Origin of the sequence: Streptomyces lanatus (assembly GCF_014655715.1) — a bacterium.
GTDB classification, from domain to species: domain Bacteria; phylum Actinomycetota; class Actinomycetes; order Streptomycetales; family Streptomycetaceae; genus Streptomyces; species Streptomyces lanatus.
The window spans coordinates 717623-737180 of sequence record NZ_BNBM01000002.1 but is presented as its reverse complement, the minus strand read 5'-3'; the positions used below and the strand labels follow the sequence as shown (position 1 = coordinate 737180).

The window sequence follows — 19558 nt, the reverse complement described above, 5'->3', positions numbered from 1 at the left end:
GTCAACGGACCAAGGGGGCACGGAAGATGGATCGACATCGCATACGTGGGGTGTTCGCGGTGGTGGCAGGGGCGGGGCTGCTGCTCACGGGATGCGCGGGTGGCGGAGGCTCGTCGGCGGACAACAGCAGCTACCCCGCGCCCGACCATCGCTACGGCAACAGTGGCGGCGGCACCGGCGAGCAGAAGAACGGCGACGACGAGCCCTCGGAGTCCCGCGACTTCGCGCCCGCCCCCGACTACCTCTCCACCTTCGCCCTCGACGTCGACACCGCCTCCTACGGCTACGCCCGCCGCACCCTCGCCGAGGGCCGGCTGCCCGACCCCTCGACGGTCCGCCCCGAGGAGTTCGTCAACAGCTTCCGCCAGGACTACGACCGCCCCGACGGCAACGGCTTCTCGATCACGGTCGACGGCGCCCGTACGTCCGAGGAGGACTGGTCCCTGGTCCGCGTGGGCCTGGCGACCCGCCCCGAACGCGACTCCGGCGAACGCGCGCCGGCCGCCCTCACCTTCGTCATCGACATCTCCGGTTCGATGGCCGAACCGGGCCGCCTCGACCTGGCCAAGGACTCCCTGGACGTCATGACGAACCAGCTGCGCGACGACGACTCGGTCGCGATCGTCACGTTCAGCGACGAGGCGGAGCGGGTGCTGCCGATGACCCGTCTGGGCTCCAACCGGGACGAGATCCACGACGCGATCGAGACCCTCGAACCCACCGACTCCACCAATCTCGGCGCGGGCGTGGAGACGGGCTACGAGACGGCCGTCGACGGCCTCCGCGAGGGTGCCACCAACCGCGTGGTCCTGGTGTCCGACGCCCTGGCCAACACCGGCGACACCGACGCGGACACCATCCTCGAACGCATCGCCTCCGAACGCCGCGAGCACGGCATCACCCTCTTCGGGGTGGGCGTAGGCAGCGACTACGGCGACGCGCTGATGGAACGCCTCGCGGACAAGGGCGACGGCCACACGGCCTATGTGTCCACCGACGAAGAGGCCCGCAAGACCTTCTGCGAGGACCTCCCCCGCAACATCGACCTGACCGCCCGCGACGCCAAGGCCCAGATCGCCTTCGACCCGGCGACGGTCTCCGAGTTCCGCCTCATCGGCTACGACAACCGTGCGGTGGCCGACGACGACTTCCGCGACGACAGCGTCGACGGCGGCGAGGTCGGCCCCGGCCACACGGTGACCGCCCTCTACGCCGTCCGCACCAAGCCCGGCACCGAGGGCCACCTCGCCACGGCGCACGTCCGCTGGCTGGACCCGAGGACGCGGGCCCCGCACGAGGAGTCGGGCGAGGTGGTGACCGGTGCCCTGCGCTCCTCGGTCTGGGACGCGGGCTCCCGCTTCCAGGTCACGGCGACGGCGGCCTACTTCGCGGACGCCCTCCGCCGGGACCACGACCGTGCGCTGCCGGGCTCGGAGGGGCTCTCCGAACTCGCCGACCGTGCGCACAGGTTGGCGTCCACGACGGAGGACGAGGCGGTACGGGACCTGGCTCGGGCCATCGACCGGGCGAGCGACCTTCAGGGCTGAGCGCACACGGAGGGCACCGCGCGCCGGAGTCCCTTCAGGTGCAGGACGTCGAGGTCATGGCCGTATGCCGACCTGGCCGCGGCGATGACGAGTCGCGGCTCGCACGAAGGGGACGTGCGCAGCCGCCCGGTGTCCTTGAGCGCGTCCAGCAGTTCGGTGGTGATGCGGTCGAGCACCGGGCGGACCTCCTTGACCAGGTCGGGGCGCTCGGTGGGCCGTTCGTCGGGGTGCGCGTCCCAGCGCGCGTACAGGCCGCGCTGCACGAGCTTGTTCGCCTCGATCTGGTCCCGGAAGACGGCTTGCGTGTCCTCCGGGTCCAGCCCGAGCGCGGTCGCGCGCGCGGCGACGTCGTCCAGGATCTGCTGCTCGCGCACCGGGTCGTCGATCGGCTTGTCGGTGCCGTACTTGGCGGCGGCGACCTTGTCGGCGACGAGGAGCCGTTCGGCGAAGAGGTCGGTCAGCGGGGTGAGTCCATGGAGATGGGGGGAGGCGGAGGTGGCTGCCGGGGCATCGCTCAGGGCCACGGCGGGGGCGGCTCCGGAGAGCAGTACCGCCGTGGAGACGGCGGCCACCAAGAGGGTCCGCGTACGTCGGATTCGCACAGGGCCCGTCCTTTCGCTGGGGGGTGCGTTCAACGTACCGGCGCACTTGTGCCGAGTACGGCCCGCCCCATTGACCTTCCTTTACGCGTGAGTAAGTTGACTCTCCAGTAAGTCCGACTGGCAACGGGAGCCGACATGGGCGTACGCAAGGACCTGAAGCGGGCGAAGCAGCGCGCCGATCTGATGGACCGCACCAGGGTGGAGATCGTCAAGGACGCCGACGGCGTGGTCCGCGAGGCCCGCACCCCGCCCCTCGCACCACACCCCACCTCCGGCACCACGGCGGACCTCCCGTACACCAACGCGGCCGAGGCCCCGGAGGCGGTGGTCCTCCGCCGTAAGCGAGGCACCACCTGGCACCCGGTCACAGCCAGGGCCTTCGCCCGCGAAGTCACGGCCGCGGCCAAGGGATTGATCGCGGCGGGGCTCGAACCGGGCGGCCGCGTGGCCGTCATGTCCCGCACCCGCTACGAGTGGACGGTCCTGGACTTCGCGATCTGGGCGGCGGGCGGCCAGACGGTCCCGATCTACGCCACGTCGTCCGCCGAGCAGGTGGAGTGGATAGTCCGGGACTCGGACGCGCGTTTCGTGATCACGGAGACGGAAGAGAACACGGAGACGGTGGCGAGGGGCACGGCGGGCCACCAACATCGGCCACACATATGGCAATTGGAAGCCGGAGCGCTGACCGAGTTGACGACCCTCGGGGAGGACCTCCCGGACGAAGAGGTCACGAAACGCCGCACCACCCTCACCCCCGACACGACGGCCACCATCTGCTACACGTCAGGCACCACCGGCAAGCCGAAGGGCTGCGTCCTCACCCACGCGAACCTCCACGCGGAGGCGGCCAACACGGTCGAGTTGCTCCACCCGATCTTCAAGGAGGTGACCGGCCAGACGGCGTCAACCCTCCTCTTCCTCCCCCTGGCCCACATCCTCGGCCGCACCCTCCAGATCGCCTGCCTGCTGGCCCGTATCGAGATCGGCCACTGCTCGAGCATCAAGCCCGATGAACTCCGCCCGGCGCTGAAGGAGTTCCGCCCCACGTTCCTCGTAGGCGTCCCGTACCTCTTCGAGAAGATCCACGACACCGGCCGTGCGACGGCGGAGAAGATGGGCCGCGCGGCGTCGTTCGACCGGGCCGACCGGGTGGCGGTCCGCTTCGGAGAGGCGTACCTGAACAAGTTCCTGGGCACGGGGAAGGGCCCGGGGCCGGGCCTCTACGCGGCGTGGGCCTTGTACGACCTCCTGGTCTACCGCCGGGTCCGCAAGGAACTGGGCGGCCGCATGAGCTACGCCATCAGCGGCGGCTCCCCGCTGGACCGCAACCTCAACCTGTTCTTCTACGCGGCGGGCATCATCGTCTACGAGGGCTACGGCCTGACGGAGACGACGGCAGCCGCGACGATCGTCCCGCCCCTCAAACCCCGCCCCGGCACGGTCGGCCAACCGGTACCCGGCACGGCCGTCCGCATCGCCGAGGACGGTGAGGTGCTCATCCGCGGCGGCATCGTCTTCGGCTCCTACTGGAACAACCCGGCGGCGACGGACGCGGTCCTCACCGACGACTGGTTCGCCACCGGCGACCTCGGTTCCCTCGACGAGGACGGCTACCTCACCATCACCGGCCGCAAGAAGGACATCCTCGTCACCTCGGGCGGCAAGAACGTCTCCCCGGCCATCCTGGAGGACCGCCTCCGCAGCCGCTCACCGATCGGCCAGTGTCTCGTCGTCGGCGACAACCGCCCCTTCATCGCGGCCGTCATCACCCTCGACCCGGAGGCGGTGACACATTGGCTGGCGGTACGCAAGATGCCGGCCGATACACCGACGGCGGAGGTGATCCGGGACCCCCGTCTACGCGCCGACGTCCAGAAGGCCGTCGACTACGCCAACGAGGCCGTCTCCCGCGCCGAGTCCATCCGCGCGTTCGCCCTGGTCGAGGGCGAATTCAACGAGGAGAACGGGATGCTGACGCCGTCGCTGAAGGTGAAGCGAGGTGCGGTGATGGCGGCTTATGCGGGGGAGATCGAGGGGTTGTACGGCAACTGAGGCCCTCAGACGGGCAGGTTCCAGGACGGCCTCGCGCCGCCTACGAGCACCTGCGGACATCCATCCGGCCCTACGCCTCGGAGCGGACAGGTCCCGGACTCAGGCCGGCGTCGGTCAGCGTCCGCAGGGTGGTGTCTTCACGCGGCTCTGAATTCTTCCTCGGGTCGGTGCACCCGGTAGCGGAGGTGCGTCACGTCCCGGTCCTCGAGCCGTCGGACCAGGTCGAGTTCGATGTGATCGCCACCCAGGTGGTCGAACAGCCGTCGGCCCTCCCCGAGGAGGACCGGGACCAGGTGGATCTCCATCTCGTCCAGCTGCCCGGCTCGGAGAAGTGCCTGGGCCGCCCCCGCCCCATGGACCATGACCGGCCGGTCCACTGCGGCCGCGCGTGCCTGACGGGCGCAGTCCTCGACATCGGTGACGAAACGCGCGTGACCGGGTGGCACGTCCCCGTCATCCACCTGGTGGGTGAGGACGAAGATCGGCACGCCGTCGTGGTGATCGCCCTGCCAGCGCCCGGCGAGTTCGAAGGTCCGACGGCCGGAGATCACCGCGCCGGTCGCCAACGCCTCGCGGTAGACCTGGCCGCTCGGACCGTCGGACTCCCGGTCGTCGAGCCAGTTGAAGAGCCGTCCACCGTCGCGTCCGAGCTCCTGCCCCGGCCGATCGTCCGGGCCGGCGATATAGCCGTCGAGCGACATCGACATGTACAGCCGAATCGGATTCTTCATCCTGGCCTCCCTCTCTCACAAGGAAGACTTCGGACAACCGGCGAACTCATCGGCCCGACGCGCCGGTCCGGTGCTCTCGGAGCGTTCGATGGTCAGCCCTGTTTGTCAGACCCCCTCGGTACGGTCGGTGCATGAGAGCTACGGGAACCTTCACCGTGAAAGCGTTCGTCCCGACTGAACTGAAACCCGAGCCTGCCGTGGCCACCGGGCTGCCGGTGGGGGTCGCGACGATGGAGAAGCAATTCGAGGGGGACGTCGTGGGGCGCTCGGCGACCCTGTTCACCGCCGCGTACGACCAGTCGACCGGCGTCGGCACGTATGTGGCCATGGAGTCGTTCGAAGGGTCGCTGCAAGGGCGGGAGGGGGCCTTCAACTTCGTGCACTCGGCGACGACGTCCGGCAGTGACCGTACGGCGGAGTTCTTCACCATCGTGCCTTCGAGCGGCACCGGCGAGCTGGCCGGGATCACTGGTGGCGGGGGGTTGGCTGTCGACGTCGACGGCACGCATCGCATCTGGTTCGAGTACGGGCTCGATTGAACGCCCCGCGCATCGCGCACACCGGCGCCCGGGGCGATGCCCTCGCTGCCTCCCTGCGCCCGTGGTCGTCACCCGGTTGGCGGAGTCACGAGGTCCGTTCGCGCGCGAGCCTGGCGGGGACCGATGGTTGCCAACTGCCGTAGGGGTGTCGCCCGTGACGACCGAATCCGCCTGTTCCCGGCCCGTCGGACCGACCGAAGTGGGGCGCGGTGATCCGCGCTATCAGGCGCTGCGCCGGGGGTTCAACCAGCGCTGGATCGCGGACCCCGACTACATCGTGGTGGCCTCCAGCACCAGCGATGTCGTCACCGCCCTCGACACGTATCTCGCCCGCACCGCCGCGGGCGCGGCACCCGGTCGGATCACCGTCCGCTCCGGCGGGCACTGCTACGAGAACTTCGCCTGCGGCGACGACGTCGGCGTCATCATCGATGTCAGCACCATGGACGGTGTCTACTACGACCCGGCGATGGACGCGTACTGCGTCGAGGCCGGTGCGACGAACTGGCAGACCGTCACCCAGCTCTACCGCCGGTACGGCCTCGCCGTACCCGGTGGATCGTGCTACTCCGTCGGTGCGGGCGGCCACATCTGCGGCGGTGGCTACGGGCTGCTCTCCCGGCTGCACGGCCTCACCGTCGACTACCTCTACGCCGTCGAGGTGGTCACCGTACGCAATGTGACCCACACCGAGGTCACCGTGGCCCGCAAGGACTCACCCGAGGCCGCGCTGCGCGACCTGTGGTGGGCGCACACCGGCGGCGGGGGCGGCAACTTCGGCGTGGTCACCCGGTACTGGTTCCGCGGCCTTCCCCAGCCGCCCGCCCAGGTGCTCACGCGTGCGCTGGCCTGGAAATGGAGCCTCTTCGAGAACGACCGGGACAAATTCAAGGCGCTCGTGCGTCGCTACGGCGAGTTCTTCGAGGGGGAGCGGACCGGTGAAGGGCCCGACATTCTCCGGGAGTTCGACTTCGACGACATGTTCACGCTGCTCAAGCTGACCAATCGCGCGGCCGGCAAGGTCGGCCTCATCCTCCAGCTCGACGGCACCCGCGAGGACTCGATCGAACGGCTGAATCAGTTTCTGCACTGGCTCGCCCCCTCCGACGAATACCCCCAGAGCCCGTTCGACGTGCAGATGGGCGAGCATCCCTCGCTCTACGAGCACTACATCCCCACCAGGCTGCCCTGGCTCACGGCGACCCAGAACCTCAACGACTCCGGCCCGAGCCGGTGCGGCAAGTACAAGTCCGCCTACCACACAGCGAACTTCACCGAACCCCAGCTCGACACGATCTACGACCACCTCAACGACCCGGTGTACGAGAACGACCAGGCCCTGCTCCAGGTGGACTCCTACGGCGGCCGGATCAACGACGCCGCCACGTCGGCGACGGCGGTCCCGCAGCGCTCGTCCGTGCTGAAACTCCAGTACCAGGCGTACTGGACCTGGGGCGAGGACGCCAACCGCGACGGCGCGTACGACTACCAGGACGCCCTGGAGGACCCGGGCATCGCCCAGCCCCACCTGGACTGGATCCGCGGCTTCTACGAGGGCATGTACGCCGGCACCGGCGGGGTTCCGGTCGTTCCTGCCCCGGACCAGCCCGAGCCGCCCACCACCGACGGCTGCTACATCAACTACCCGGACGTCGACCTCTCCGACCCCGACCTCAACACCTCCGACCAGCCCTGGTCCCACCTGTACTACGGCGCCAACTACCCCAGGCTCCAACACACCAAGGCCCACTGGGACCCACGGAACGTCTTCCATCACGCCCAGTCGATCCGGCTTCCGGGGACGGAGTAGACGGGGCAGACGGAGTAGACGGAGTAGTCCTGCTTCGGGACGGGTCCCCTGCTGTGGACGGTATCCATGGCGTGGGGGTGGCGGGGATGTTGTTCAGCGAGGTCATGCTGCGGCTGGGGACGGCCGCGGCCGGTGTCGGGTCGGTGGTTCTGGCCGTACATGTCGACGATCCTGTGATGCGGCTGTTGGCCGGGCTGCTCGCCGTGATGTTCCTGGGGCCGCTCGCCATGCTGCTGGTCGCGGATGTGCGGGAGTGGCTGGGTCGGCCGCCTCCGGAGGTCGATCCGGGTGGGCGGCCCGGAGCCGTCGAATGGGGCTTCGTCGTGGTCTTCGACGGTGTCGTGGCCGGGTTTGTGTACGCCGGAGTTCTCGAGGTGCGGCGGGGCGGGTCCAGCGAGCTGCTGGCCACCGGGCTCATGGTCGGCGTGGTGGTGCTGTTGCTCACCCTCGGGGTCGTGGGCCGTTGGTGGCGGCACCGTCGCGGCTGAGGTCCGTTCGGGCCCACTCGAATGGTGCGGGCGGGCCGGGTGTGACTACGTATCAGTGTCAGGACGTGAGAGGAGTGTCGGACCCAGGAGGATTCATGGCCGTCCCAGACCGTCGCCGGGCCGCCCGCAGAGGGCTGGCCCTGCTCATCGCCTCGGCGCTCGCCTCGGCGGCCCTCGCCCTCCCCGCCCTCGCGTCCTCCCCGACCCCGCCCGGCGGTGCCCACTCTCCCCAGGGCAAGCCCGCCTTCGGCGCCTACCTGCACTACGGCCCCGCCGGAGTGCAGCGCATGAAGGAACTCACCCGTTGGCTCGGTGGGCAGGAGCCGCGGGTGGGGCACACCTATCTGCCGGGGGACAAGTGGGGCAACATCGAGGGCGGGCACGGGTTTCTCGACAGCTGGGCCAAGTGGCGGCGCGCCAAGGACGACCGGATGCTCGTGCTCAATGTGCCGATGATGGAGCGCAACGAGGCGCATCTGTCCGACGCCGCCGTGCGCGAGCTGCTGCGGGGTGCGGCGGACGGTGACTTCGACGACCACTTCGAGGTGCTCGCCGAGCGGCTGGTCGAGCTCGGGGTGCCGGACACGGTCATCGTGCTCGGGTGGGAGATGAACGGGGTCACCTACACGCATCGGTGCGGGCCCGACCCGGACAGCTGGAAGCGGTACTGGCAGCGGATCGTGAAGGTGATGCGGTCGGTCGAGGGGCAGAAGTTCAAGTTCGACTTCGCGCCCAGCCGGGGCATGGACGCCATTCCCTGGACCGAGTGCTATCCCGGCGACGAGTTCGTGGACATCGTCGGCATGGACGCCTACGACCAGCCGCAGGGGCTCACCTTCGACCAGCAGGTCTCCGAGCCCTACGGCCTCCAGCACCACGTCGACTTCGCCCGTATGCACGGCAAGCCGATCTCGTATCCCGAATGGGGACTGTTCCGCAACGGCGACAACATCAGGTACATGCTGCGCATGCTCGCCTGGATGGACCAGTACAAGCCGCTGTACAACACCATCACCGACTACTGCCCGCACGGTGTGTGGCTGTGCTCGGACAATCCGCGGGCCTCCGCCCTGTACCGGGTGCTGCTCTCCACACCGCTCGCCCCTGCTCCGGCCACACCCACCCCGACCCCGGCACCGACCCCGGCCCCGACTCCCACCCCGTCGCAGCCACCCACCGCCAAGCCCACCGCCAAGCCCTCCGCGCTCCCCAACTGCACCCCCGTCGACCTGGAGAACTGGCTGGAGCACCAGATCGGCGGCGAGCTCACCCTCTGTCTGCAGTGGGCGAAGCGCTATCGGTGACGGCGGGGCCCGCGTCCTTGCGCAGGAGCTGCTTGGCGCGGTGACGGGCCGCGGCCTCGGCGGTGGCGGCCACGAGGAGCGGGTGGGTGCGGCGGCGGGAGAGAAGGAACCGCTGGTTGACGGCCGTGTCGGGGCACCAGCGGTATTTGTACGGCTCGTCCCCGCGCAGCATGCTCAGCGTCCGCACCCCGCCCGACGTGAGCAGTTCGCCGGCCTCCAGATGGTCGGTGGCCGCGTGCATCAGCATCGTCGCGATGTCGACCTTGCGCTCCCGCAGCTGCGGATGGAAGCCGTACATGTACATGCCCGCCATCGTCCCCGACAGCAGCATGACGTTGACCGCCACCACCGTGCCCTCGTGCACGAACTCCGTCGTCACGGCCTGACCGCTGCGCGCCATCGGCACCGCCGCCCGGACCAGATGCTCCAGGAACCGCGGCCGCAGATGCTCCTGCGTGACCTGTCGGCCCGCCCACTGCAGCCGGTGCAGTTCGAGGAGCCGGCGCAGCGCGGCCTCGGTCTCGTCGTGCGGTACGGCACGCCACTCCAGGCCGAGCCGACCGAGCTGGTTGACCTTGCGGCGGATCCGCCCGGCCCTGGTCACCGGCAGCCGTCCCACCAGCTCCTTCATCGGTACGGCGGGCAGATTCAGACACACCGAGTCCCGCATGCGCCGCCGCGGGCCGCGCCAGCAGAGGTAGACGCGCTCCATCGCGCCGCCCGGCCGCACCTCGCCGAAGTCGACCAGGGCCGTACGCGCCAGGTCGGCCATGGCGTCCGCCAGCGCCGCGATGCCCGCCACGCCCACCGCCTCGTCGACCAGCACATCGCAGAAGTCGGTGATCTCACCGCCGATCGGCACCAGCACCGGCAGCGGACGGCGCACCCGCATCAGCGGTGCCGCCGCGACCAGTTCACCGTCCCTGCGCACCAGGACGAGACGCAGCGCGCCCGGTCCGCCGTACGACAGCCACCACGAGTGCAGCCAGGCATGGCTCTGGAACGCGGTGGCCGAGGGACACGCCCGGCACAGCCGGTCCCAGTCCCCGGCCAGCTCGGCGAAGGCGCGCTCGTCGGTGCACACCTCCGCCGACAAGGCGCCCCCGGCGGCGGTCATCCAAGCGTCCCGTGCGCGTCGGCGGCACCCGCGGGACCGGGTACCGACGCACGGCCCGAGTCGTCGTCGTCCTCCTCGGGCCGCCGCGGCCGGGCCAGCAGTGTGAGCCCGCCCAGCAGCCCGCCGGCGCTCGCACCCACGAGTGACGTCAGCGCCCAGGACGCGGACGACGGCTCGGTGGGCGTCAGGGCACGGGACAGCCGCTCCAGCTTGATGCCGGTGTCGTCCTTGGTGAGGTCCGCGTGCGTGAGCAGCGCGCGGGACACCGAGTTGGCCATGTCGACGGCCTGGCCCGGGTTCGTCGAGGTCGCCGAGACCGCGACCATCGGCGCGTCCGGCGAGGTGGCGACCTTCACGCTCTCGCGCAGCGTCGACACCGGCACACCCGCCCACATCTGGGCGTCCCCGAGCACCGCGACCTGCGTGGCCACCCGGCCGTAGGCCTGCGCGAAGCCGAGCGCGTCGGTGCAGTCGGCATCGGTCTTCCCGTTGGGTACGGCGACGACGGAACTCGTCGCCGTGTACTCCGGCGGCCTCAACTGGCCGTACGCGCCACCGGCCACGGCACCGAGCAGCGCGCCGGCCGGCAGCCACCACCACGAGGGCAGCCACGGCGGGAGGATGCGTGACCGGTCGGCGGGGTTGTCTGTCATGAGGAACTCACTTCCGGGTTCGAGCCGGCCACCGTGGCCGTGTACAGATCCATCAGCTGCCGTGCGGTGCCCGCGATGTCGTAGCGGTGCACCACGTCCGGGACGTCGCGCCCGCCCGGTCCCGCCGCCCGCAGCCGCAGCACCTCACGGGCGTACGCCCCGGCGCCGCCCGTGACGCGCCGCGCTCCGGGCGCGGCCTCCGGCGGCAGGTCCTCGACGGCGGGACAGCTCGCGTACAGCACGGGCAGCCCGGCCGCGAGCGCCTCCACCACGGCCAGCCCGAACGACTCCTCCGGCGACGGGGAGGCGAGCACGTCCATCGCGGACAGCAGGGCCACCAGGTCGGGCGCCTCGTCGCGGGCGGCGGGCAGATACGGCCGCTCGCCGGTCAGCACCACCCGCTGCGCCACCCCGAGATCCCGGGCGGTGCGCCGCAGCACCTCCGCCTCGGGCCCGCCGCCGACCAGCAACAGCCATACGTCGAGCGGCAGCAGGGCCAGCGCCCGCACCAGCAGGTCGAAGCGCTTGCCCGGCGCGAGCCGCCCGACGCCGCCGACGACGTACGCGTCCTCGGGCAGCCCGTGGAACGCGCGGGCCTCCTTGCGGCGCGCCTCGTCGTAGCGGAACCGGGGTGCCTCGATGCCGTTCGGGATGACGCGGATGCGCTGCCCGGGCACGCCCCAGTGCCGCAGCCGTTCGGCGACCGTCGTCGAGACGGCCACCGTGGTGCTGCCGAGGCGTTCGCCGGCCAGGTACAGCCCGCGCACCCCGGCCGAGTGCCGCCGGCCCTCCAGGCGGGTGGCGCCGATCGAGTGCTCGGTGGCGACCACGGCCTCGACGCCCGCGAGACGCGCCGCGATACGGCCGTAGAGACAGGCCCGGTACAGATGGGTGTGCACCAGGTCGTAGCCGCCGGAGCGGATCAGCCGGGTCAGCCGGGGGAGGGCGCCGACATCGCGGTTGCCGGTCATCCCGAGGTGGGTGACCTCGACACCGTCGGCGGTCAGGCCCGCGGCGACCGGGCCCGGGTTGGTCAGGGTCACCACGTCGCACTGCGCGGGGAGGTGACGCAGCAACAGACGCAGCTGCTGCTCGGCGCCGCCCACGCCGAGGCCGGTGATGACATGCAGGGCTTTCACACGGCCTCCAGGGCGCGACCGTGGGCCCGGGCCAGGCGCCGCTTCAGCTCCAGGCGCAGCGGGTAGTCGGCCTGTGCGATATGGATACGGGGGATCGCGAAGTCACCGGAGCCGGCCGGGCCGGGGCTGATCGCGCAGGCGTAGCGGTAACCGGCGTGGCGTACGGCGTCGACGGTGCGCTCGTCCACGAAGCCGTACGGGTGACAGAAGCCCTCGATCTCGACGCCGGTGATGTCGGTGAGCAGACGGCGGCTCTCGATGACCTCGGTGTGCAGGGTCTGGTCGTCGGCCCTGGTCAGGTCGATGTGGGTGAGGCCGTGCGAGGCGATCTCCATGCCGGCGGCCTCGGCGCGGCGGATGTCGTCGACGTCGAGCAGCAGCTTGGTGGGGCCCGTCGACTCCCAGGCGTTCTCGCCGCCGAGCAGCCCGGGCAGCACGAACACGGTCGCCGTGCAGCGCCAGCGGTGCAGCACGGGCAGGGCGGTGGTGATGAAGTCGGTGTACCCGTCGTCGAAGGTGAGCCCCACCAGGCCGCGCTCCTGACCGCGGGCACGCGCCTCGAGGAGCTCGCGGACGCTGACCCCGCGCAGCCCGCGATGGGACAGCCAGGCGAGCTGCCGCTCCAGGCGGCCGGGGGTGACGGTGATGTCGTACGGGTCGTCGGGGCAGTTGGAGACCGAGTGGTACATGGCCACCCAGGCGGCGGGCCGCCGCCTCGGGTTTTCCTCGGCGAGCGGATCGGGTTCGGCCGCGCGCGGGGCGGCGGAGATGTCAGCGACCATGGCGGAGCCTTCGGGTGAGGGAGCAACGGACGGACTGCGTGACGGGAAGCGGAAGGGACAGCAGCCGGCGGGTGCCGGCCGCGTCCAGGAGGCGGGCCAGCAGCAGGAAGACGGCGGTCACACAGGTGCAGCAGGCGGCGAGGGACGCCGCCGGGGAGGCGAACAGGCCCGCGCAGAGCAGCCCGGCGCCGGTCGCGACGACGGCCGCGAGCACCGGGCGGAGCAGTTCCGCGACGACCCGGCCCGGGTGCACGGGCACGGTGCGCGGGCCGAGGCCGAGCAGCAGGAGCAGCGCGGTGAGGGTGATGCCGGCCGCGTTGGCCGCGGCGATACCCCGCGCGCCCCAGGGGTCCACGGCCCAGGCGCCGGCGACACCGGTGACCAGCGCGCCCACGCCCATCGCGCCGAGTGGGAACCATGTCGTACGGCCCGTCGAGAAGTACGACCGCACCAGCGCCCCGACCAGCGTCTGCCCGAGCAGCCCCAGCGCGTACACCCGCATCACGGCGGCCGTGGCGGCGGTGTCCTGGGCGGTGAACGCGCCGCGCTGGAACAGCAGTTGGACGATCTGCGGGGCACACGCCACGACCACGGCGGCGCCGAGCAGGACCAGACACGCCATCAGCGCCAGATCCCGCTCCACCCGTTCCCCGGCCCGCCGGGTGTCGCCCTCCGCGAGGGCCCGCGCCACCACCGGGAAGGTGACGACGCACACCATCATCGACAGCGACATCGGCAACTGCGCCACCTTCTGGGCGTAGTTGAGATGCGAGATCGCCCCGGCGGGCAGCCCCGACGCGAAGTACCGCTCGATCAGGACCTGCGACTGCCGGCACAGCGCGAACAGCAGCACCGCGCAGACCAGCCCGACCGCCACCGCCCGGCCACCGTCGTCCTCGTACCGGTGTGGGGCGGCCACCCGCTTCGTCGCCCCCGCGACGCGCCGCCACAGCGACGGTGCCTGTACGGCGGCCATCACGCAGCCGCCGAGCGCGACACCGAGCGCGGCGGACCGTACGCCCCAACGTGCCCCGAGCGCGAACATCGCGGCGATGATGACCGCGTTGTACGCGATGTAGATGGCGCCCGGCGCGAGATAACTCCGGTGCGCCCGCAGCGCCGCACTGCAGTACCCGGCCAGCCCGAAGCTCAGTACGCAGGTCGCGGTCAGCCGGGTGCAGGACACGGCGAGCGACGGATCGCTCAGCCCCGGCGCGAGGACCGAGACCAGCGACGGCGCCCCGGCCGAGAGCAGGGCGGCGGCACCGGCGAGCGCCAGGAACAGCCGCGGCAGCGAAGCGGCGACCAGAGCACGCACAGGGTCACCGGAACCGACCCCACGCGCCCGCCGAGCCAACGCCACACTGAACGCCGGCACCAGCACGAACGCCATCCCGTCCTCGATCAACAGCGTCGACGCCATCTCGGGCAACGTCCACGCCACCAGAAACGCGTCGGTCTCCGCCCCGGCCCCGAAGAACTGGGCCAGCACCTGATCCCGCCCGAGCCCCAGCACGGCACCGGCGAGGGAGAGCGCGGCGGAGAGGAGGGTGGCGCGGGCCAGGAAGCGGGTGGTGGGGGCGGGGTGGTGCGCGGGTGATGGTGAGGCCTTCGTGACCGGTTGCGGGGCCGGGATGTGCCCGGGCGGTGTGGGGTGGGGGGTCATCGCCGGTCCGATTCCGGCAGCGGGGCCGCGACCGAGACCGTGGTCGGAGTCGGGGCTGGGGCCGTCACGGGAGCCGGAGCCGGGATCGGGACCGGGCTCGCGTCCCGTGCCAGCGCCCACCACGCCGTCAGGCCGAAGCAGATCGCCGTCAGGGCCGTGGAGGGCCCGCCGATGTCGCCGTACAGGAAGTTGACGAGCTGCCACATCAGCAGGCCGCAGATCGGGAGGGCACAGTCCCGGGCGGGGGTGCCGCTTCGGCGGAGTCGGCGGAGTGCGCGGACCAGGAGGGCGAACCAGCTGCCCGCGACGGTGACCAGGCCCAGCAGGCCCTGTTCGCTGAGGACCAGGAGGTACATGTTGTGCGGGGAGAGCAGCGGCTGGCGCCGGTAGGCCTGGCCCGCCCCCTCCGTGTCGCTGCCCGATGACAGGGCGAACGAGGCATGGCCGTCCCGGTACGCGGGGAAGCCCTTCAGGCCCACGCCGGTCAGCGGGTGCTCGCGCCACATGTCTAGCGCCGCCGCCCACATGGTGTACCGGTCGACGACCGACTGGTCCGGCGCGTCGGTGACCTGCGTGATGCTGGTCAGCCGTTCCTGGAGGGCCGTGGCGCCCACCCCGAAACCGCCCACCAGCACCACCGAGGCCGCGACCGCCACGGCGCCCGCCTTCGCCGCCCGCCGCACCCCGACCAGCAGCAACAGCGTCCCGCAGGTCACGGCCGTGGAGATCCAGGCACCCCGGCTGAACGACAGCGCGAGCGGCACCAGGAGCACCAGCGCGCACCCGGCCGCCACCACGCGCTGCCGCCGCTGCCGGGCGCCCAGCGCGAGCCCGGTCGCGGCCACCACCCCGAGCGCGACGACGCTCGCCATGCCCATCACATCGGACGGCCCGAACGTGCCCACGGCCCGGATGTTCGCCCCTTGGAACGAGGCCCCGGTCGCCGTCAGATACTGCTTCACCCCGATCGCGCCCTGCCACAGCGCGAGACCGACCACGGACCACACCACCAGCCGGACCCCGCGCCGGTCCCGCACCAGCAGCAGCACCGCCACCGGCACCAGCACGAACACTTGCAGATGGCGGGCCAGCCCGGTGAGCGCGTCCTCAGTGGTCACCGCCCCCACCGCGGCGACCGCGATGCCCAGCACCGGCAGCCCGAGCACGATCACCGCGGTCCGCGTCAGCGGTCGCCGCGCCCGCAGCAGGGTGTCGGCGAGAGCCCACAGCACGAGCAGCCCCGAGGCGGCATCGGCCGGCGTGGTCGAGCCCGGTGCGACGGGCAGCCCCAGCAGGACGACGACCGCCGCGACCGGCAGCACGGGCAGGAACGGCAGGACAGTGCTCACCGGCGCTCAGCTCCCCGTCGGCCGTACGAACTGGGCCGCCGTGCGCAGCAGGATGCAGATGTCCTGCCACAGCGACCAGTTGTCGATGTAGGCGTTGTCGTAACGGCACCGGTCCTCGATCGAGGTGTCCCCGCGCAGCCCGTTGATCTGGGCGAGCCCGGTGATCCCGGTCAGCATCCGGTGCCGGGCCGGATAGCCCGGGTGGGACTGGCTGAACTCGGCGACGAAGAAGGGCCGTTCGGGCCGCGGCCCGACCAGGCTCATGTCGCCGCGGAAGACGTTCCACAGCTGTAGCAGCTCATCCAGCGAGGTGCGCCGCAGGAAGTGGCAGAAGCGGCTCATGTCCTGGTCGTTCGCCACGGACCAGCGGGTCGCCGCCTCATGGGCGCTGGCCGGCCGGTGGGTGCGCAGCTTCAGCATCGTGAACGGCCGCCCGTGCTTGCCGATCCGCTCCTGCCGGAACACCACACCCGGCCCGTCCATGACCCGCAGCACTAGCGCGCACACCAGCAGCACCGGCGCGGCCAGCACCAGCAGCGACCCGGACAGCGTCAGATCGAGCAGCCGCTTGCCCGCGCCCCCGAACCGCAGAGCCCCGTGCGGCCGCAGCATCGTCCGCGAGAAGCCGGCCAGATGCCCCGCGTCCCGGCGGTGCCCGCCCATGCCGTACGACGGCGGGTCCGCGTCCAGCTGCCACAGGGCACAGCCGTGCGCGGCCAGCCCGCGCAGCACGGCGGCCTTCTCCACACGGGTCGCGGCGCCCACCACGAGCACCGTGTCCACACCGTTCTGAATGAGCGCCCGCCGGGCCTCGTGCACGGTGGTGAGCACCGGCAGCCCCGACTCGTCGTCGGCCTCACCGAGCACCTCGGGGTCGTCGGCGACCAGTCCCACCGGCCGTACCCCGCAGTCCGGCCGGCGCAGCAGCGCCGCCGACACCCGCCGGGTCGCCGCGAGCGGGCCGACCACCAGGGCGGGCGAGGGGCGGCGCCGCAGCGCCCGGCGGCGCAGCACATGCACCGTCGCCCGGCCCGCGCAGGCCCCCGCACAGTGCACGGCGAAAGCGCCGACCAGCACGGTCAACGGCAGCGACCGCAGCGGGGAGAGAGCGGCGAGGACGGCCCAGGCGACGGCGATCCGGCCGCAGACGGCGGGCAGTTCGTCGAGCGCGCCGGGTACGACGGAGATGTCGTACAGCCGGGCCCGGCGGTTCAGCCCGATCACTCCGGCGACCAGCAGGACGACGACCAGCGGGTGGCGGTGCGGGGCCGGCAGGACCAGGGTGCCCAGCAGGGCGGCGCCGCCGTCGACGAGCCACAGTGCCGGTCGGGTGACGTGGCGCGGACGGCGGGTTCCGCGGCCGGGGCCCTGCCGGCGTCCGGTGGCCGGGCCGCGCGGGGCGAGGACGAGGACGGGCTGGTGCGCCGCCGGTGAGGCAACGGTGCTTTCCGCGGTCATGTGGTGATGCACTTCCTGCCCTCGTCGGGTCCGGCGAACTGCGCGGTGCCGAGGCCGAGCAGCTCGCGGTACACATCGGTCACTGCCTCCGTGGCCTGCCGCAGATCGTGCGCCCGGAGCACATGCGCACGGCCCTGCGCGCCCAGGGCGGTACGCAGCGGCTCGTCCCGCAGCAGCTCCAGAAGGGCCCGCGCCAGCGCGGCCGGGTCCTCCGGCGGCACCAGGCAGACCGGCGGATGGTCGGCCGGAAGGCTCTCGCGCGCCCCGTTCACATCCGTGACGACGACCGGCCGGCCGCACGCCATGGCCTCCAGCGGGGCCAGCGCCATGCCCTCCCAGCGGGACGGCAGGACCACGACATCGGCGGGCCGGTACCAGGTGGCGGTGTCCGCCGTCGCGCCGGCGAACTCCACCGCCGCGGGCGCGAGGGCCCGCAGCCGCTTCGCGTCCGGACCGTCGCCGACCAGCACCAGCCGCGCCCCGGCCACCTGCCGCGCCACCTCGGGCCAGGCCCGCAGCAGCACGTCCTGCCCCTTCTGCCGGCACAGCCGTCCCACGCACACCACCAGCGGGCCCGTCCCGGACGGCGCGACGTCCCCCTCCGGCCGGAACCGGTCGGTGTCCACCCCGTTGGGGACCACCTGCCACCGTGCCCAGATGCCGGACCGGTGCCCGGTACGCCGCTCGGCCTGGCTCACGCACAGCACCCGGGTCGCCCAGCGCGCCCCGAACCGCTCCCAGCCCAGCGCCAGCTGCTTCATGACGCCGTGCGCGGCCTCGAACGACCAGGCGTGCGGCTGATAGACGGTCGGCATACCGCCGCGCAGCGCCAGCCGGGCCGCGAGCCCCGCCTTCGCGCTGTGCGCGTGCACCAGGTCAGGGCGTACCTCGCGCACCAGCCAGGCCAGCCGCCGTACCTCCGCCGGGAGCCGGTGCCCCGGTGCGCGGGCCGCGTCCCAGCGCAGTACCCGGCAGCCCAGTTCACGCAGGTCGTAGGCGAGGGTGCCGCCCCGCGGACAGGCCACGGTCACCCGTAGCCCCGCGGCGAGTTGTGCCGCGGCCAGGTCCGTCACGACCCGTGCGACACCGCCCTCGACCGGCTGGGCGACATGCAGGATGTGCGGCGCGATGCGCATGACCGTGGTTGCCCTTCCGAAGAAATGAGACCGAACCAGTGACACGATGTGTGGCTCGCGTTCCCGGGATAAGATCCCGCACCTTTTCGGGAGGGTCTTCGGTTCAACCGGCTTCCTGGGCCCAGCGGATTCAACGGATAAGCAGTACCAGCCACTTATCCATATTTATCTTCTATCCGGTCAACAGTGTGGGAACGGCGACGGCTTCCGACTTGTTTCCCGCGCGGGACCACCCGTTCGGAGTCGGCGTGGGGTGTGGTTCCGGGCGGCCAGATGCAGGCGATCTGTTGCGAGCGCGCCGAGCCGGTTCAACGGTGATCGCACGATCCCGAAACTCACGAGGGGAATTCGATGCCTGCACCGACCATCCGGCACATCGCGACCTCCGCCCTGTGCGCGGCACTCTTCCTCGGGACCGCGGCCCCCGCGCTCGCGGCCCCGCCCGACTCCGCACGCAACGAGACCCGGGCGACCGCCCAGAAACGGGCCGTGCTGCAGGACCAGACACGGGCGCTGACCGAGCTCGGCACCGTGCTGACCCCGGTGACCACTCTGCTGAACCGCGCGCTCAAGGCGGACGACGACCCGCTGACGGATGCGGAGCTGAAGGAACTCGTCGACGAGGCGAACGAGGCCATCGCCCAGGCCAGGAAGGAGGCCGAACAGGCCCGCAAGGACGCCCTCGCGGAGGCCGACGCGGCGAGGGCGGAGGCCCGTAAGGAGGCCGAGGAGATCAGGAAGGAACTGCTCGCCGAGATCGAGGCGGCCAAGACGACTCCGTCCACGGCGACCCCGACCACGACGCCCAGCACGGCCCCGACCACCTCGACGAACCTCCTGGGCGGCGCGCTCGACGGTCTCGGCGAGGCGATCAACGCCCTGCTGGGCGTGCTCCAGCTCAACGGCGAGACCGAGGCGAAGAAGGAGGACACCGCGGCCAAGAAGGAGAGCACGGCCAAGGTGGAGACCGACGCCAAGGCCGAGGCGGGCGCTGCCACCAAGGAGGTGGAGGCCTCCGCGGACAACCTGCTCCAGGCCCTGGTGAACGTCGCCGTCGCCACCCTGCTCGACCGCGGCCTGCCCGCCGCACAGCTGCCCGGTCTGCCGCCCGCCTGATAGCGGGACCGGCGCCCGTGGCGAAGCGGCGCCGATCCTCACGACCCGTTGTGCCCGCCGAGGCCG

17 protein-coding genes are annotated in these 19558 nt (G+C 71.8%); 7 read left to right on the top strand and 10 right to left on the bottom strand.

The window, feature by feature from the left end:
* Positions 1–26 precede the first annotated feature (26 nt).
* Positions 27–1547, top strand: coding sequence for a vWA domain-containing protein (locus IE325_RS08420; RefSeq protein ID WP_190069082.1), 1521 nt, complete (start codon positions 27–29; stop codon positions 1545–1547).
* On the opposite strand, the gene IE325_RS08415 is transcribed toward IE325_RS08420, so the two are convergent.
* The gene (locus IE325_RS08415) at positions 1538–2149 is read right to left on the bottom strand and encodes a chorismate mutase (protein ID WP_190069081.1); all 612 of its coding nucleotides are present in this window, start codon (positions 2147–2149) and stop codon (positions 1538–1540) included. The two genes, IE325_RS08420 and IE325_RS08415, sit on opposite strands and share 10 nt — an antisense overlap.
* Before the next feature lie 135 nt (positions 2150–2284).
* Here IE325_RS08415 and IE325_RS08410 point away from each other — a divergent pair, with 135 nt between their 5' ends.
* Positions 2285–4204: an AMP-dependent synthetase/ligase gene (locus tag IE325_RS08410; protein WP_190069080.1), complete on the top strand. Its 1920-nt coding sequence runs from the start codon at positions 2285–2287 to the stop codon at positions 4202–4204.
* A 137-nt stretch (positions 4205–4341) separates the two neighbouring features.
* On the opposite strand, the gene IE325_RS08405 is transcribed toward IE325_RS08410, so the two are convergent.
* The gene (locus IE325_RS08405) at positions 4342–4935 is read right to left on the bottom strand and encodes a dihydrofolate reductase family protein (protein WP_190069079.1); all 594 of its coding nucleotides are present in this window, start codon (positions 4933–4935) and stop codon (positions 4342–4344) included.
* Positions 4936–5066: 131 nt separating this feature from the next.
* Between IE325_RS08405 and IE325_RS08400 the strand changes: the two genes are divergently transcribed.
* The 4 genes from IE325_RS08400 (at position 5067) to IE325_RS08385 (ending at position 9076) form a co-directional block, all read left to right on the top strand.
* Positions 5067–5474, top strand: coding sequence for a DUF3224 domain-containing protein (locus IE325_RS08400; RefSeq protein ID WP_190069078.1), 408 nt, complete (start codon positions 5067–5069; stop codon positions 5472–5474).
* Between the two features lie 154 nt (positions 5475–5628).
* Positions 5629–7284, top strand: coding sequence for an FAD-binding oxidoreductase (locus tag IE325_RS08395; RefSeq protein WP_229911714.1), 1656 nt, complete (start codon positions 5629–5631; stop codon positions 7282–7284).
* Positions 7285–7370: 86 nt separating this feature from the next.
* Positions 7371–7772 (top strand): hypothetical protein, encoded by a 402-nt coding sequence (locus IE325_RS08390; RefSeq protein WP_190069077.1) that lies wholly within the window; start codon positions 7371–7373, stop codon positions 7770–7772.
* 95 nt (positions 7773–7867) lie between these two features.
* Positions 7868–9076 carry a glycoside hydrolase family 26 protein gene (locus tag IE325_RS08385; RefSeq protein ID WP_190069076.1) on the top strand — a complete coding sequence of 403 codons (1209 nt, stop codon included), beginning with the start codon at positions 7868–7870 and terminating at the stop codon, positions 9074–9076.
* Here the strand turns inward: IE325_RS08385 and IE325_RS08380 are convergent.
* Genes IE325_RS08380 through IE325_RS08345 form a run of 8 tightly spaced genes read right to left on the bottom strand, consistent with a single transcriptional unit; the run spans position 9039 to position 18376 of the window.
* Entirely contained in the window at positions 9039–10193 is a 1155-nt protein-coding gene (locus tag IE325_RS08380) for a GNAT family N-acetyltransferase (protein WP_190069075.1), read from the bottom strand. The genes IE325_RS08385 and IE325_RS08380 overlap by 38 nt on opposite strands.
* Entirely contained in the window at positions 10190–10846 is a 657-nt protein-coding gene (locus tag IE325_RS08375) for a YveK family protein (RefSeq protein ID WP_190069074.1), read from the bottom strand. Before IE325_RS08375 ends, IE325_RS08380 begins: the two co-directional genes overlap by 4 nt.
* Entirely contained in the window at positions 10843–11985 is a 1143-nt protein-coding gene (locus IE325_RS08370; RefSeq protein WP_190069073.1) for a glycosyltransferase, read from the bottom strand. Before IE325_RS08370 ends, IE325_RS08375 begins: the two co-directional genes overlap by 4 nt.
* A complete protein-coding gene (locus tag IE325_RS08365; RefSeq protein WP_190069072.1) occupies positions 11982–12767 on the bottom strand; it encodes a polysaccharide deacetylase family protein in 786 nt (261 codons plus the stop codon). Before IE325_RS08365 ends, IE325_RS08370 begins: the two co-directional genes overlap by 4 nt.
* Positions 12757–14433 (bottom strand): murein biosynthesis integral membrane protein MurJ, encoded by a 1677-nt coding sequence (gene murJ / locus IE325_RS08360; protein ID WP_190069071.1) that lies wholly within the window; start codon positions 14431–14433, stop codon positions 12757–12759. Before murJ ends, IE325_RS08365 begins: the two co-directional genes overlap by 11 nt.
* Positions 14430–15782, bottom strand: a complete 1353-nt coding sequence (locus IE325_RS08355) for an O-antigen ligase family protein (RefSeq protein WP_190069070.1) — start codon at positions 15780–15782, stop codon at positions 14430–14432. The genes murJ and IE325_RS08355 overlap by 4 nt, the downstream gene beginning before the upstream one ends.
* Before the next feature lie 6 nt (positions 15783–15788).
* Positions 15789–17240: an exopolysaccharide biosynthesis polyprenyl glycosylphosphotransferase gene (locus IE325_RS08350; RefSeq protein ID WP_190069069.1), complete on the bottom strand. Its 1452-nt coding sequence runs from the start codon at positions 17238–17240 to the stop codon at positions 15789–15791.
* Positions 17237–18376, bottom strand: coding sequence for a glycosyltransferase (locus IE325_RS08345; protein WP_190069068.1), 1140 nt, complete (start codon positions 18374–18376; stop codon positions 17237–17239). Before IE325_RS08345 ends, IE325_RS08350 begins: the two co-directional genes overlap by 4 nt.
* A gap of 351 nt (positions 18377–18727) precedes the next feature.
* Between IE325_RS08345 and IE325_RS08340 the strand changes: the two genes are divergently transcribed.
* On the top strand, positions 18728–19492 hold the full coding sequence (locus IE325_RS08340) for a hypothetical protein (protein ID WP_190069067.1): 765 nt from the start codon (positions 18728–18730) through the stop codon (positions 19490–19492).
* Positions 19493–19558 lie beyond the last annotated feature (66 nt).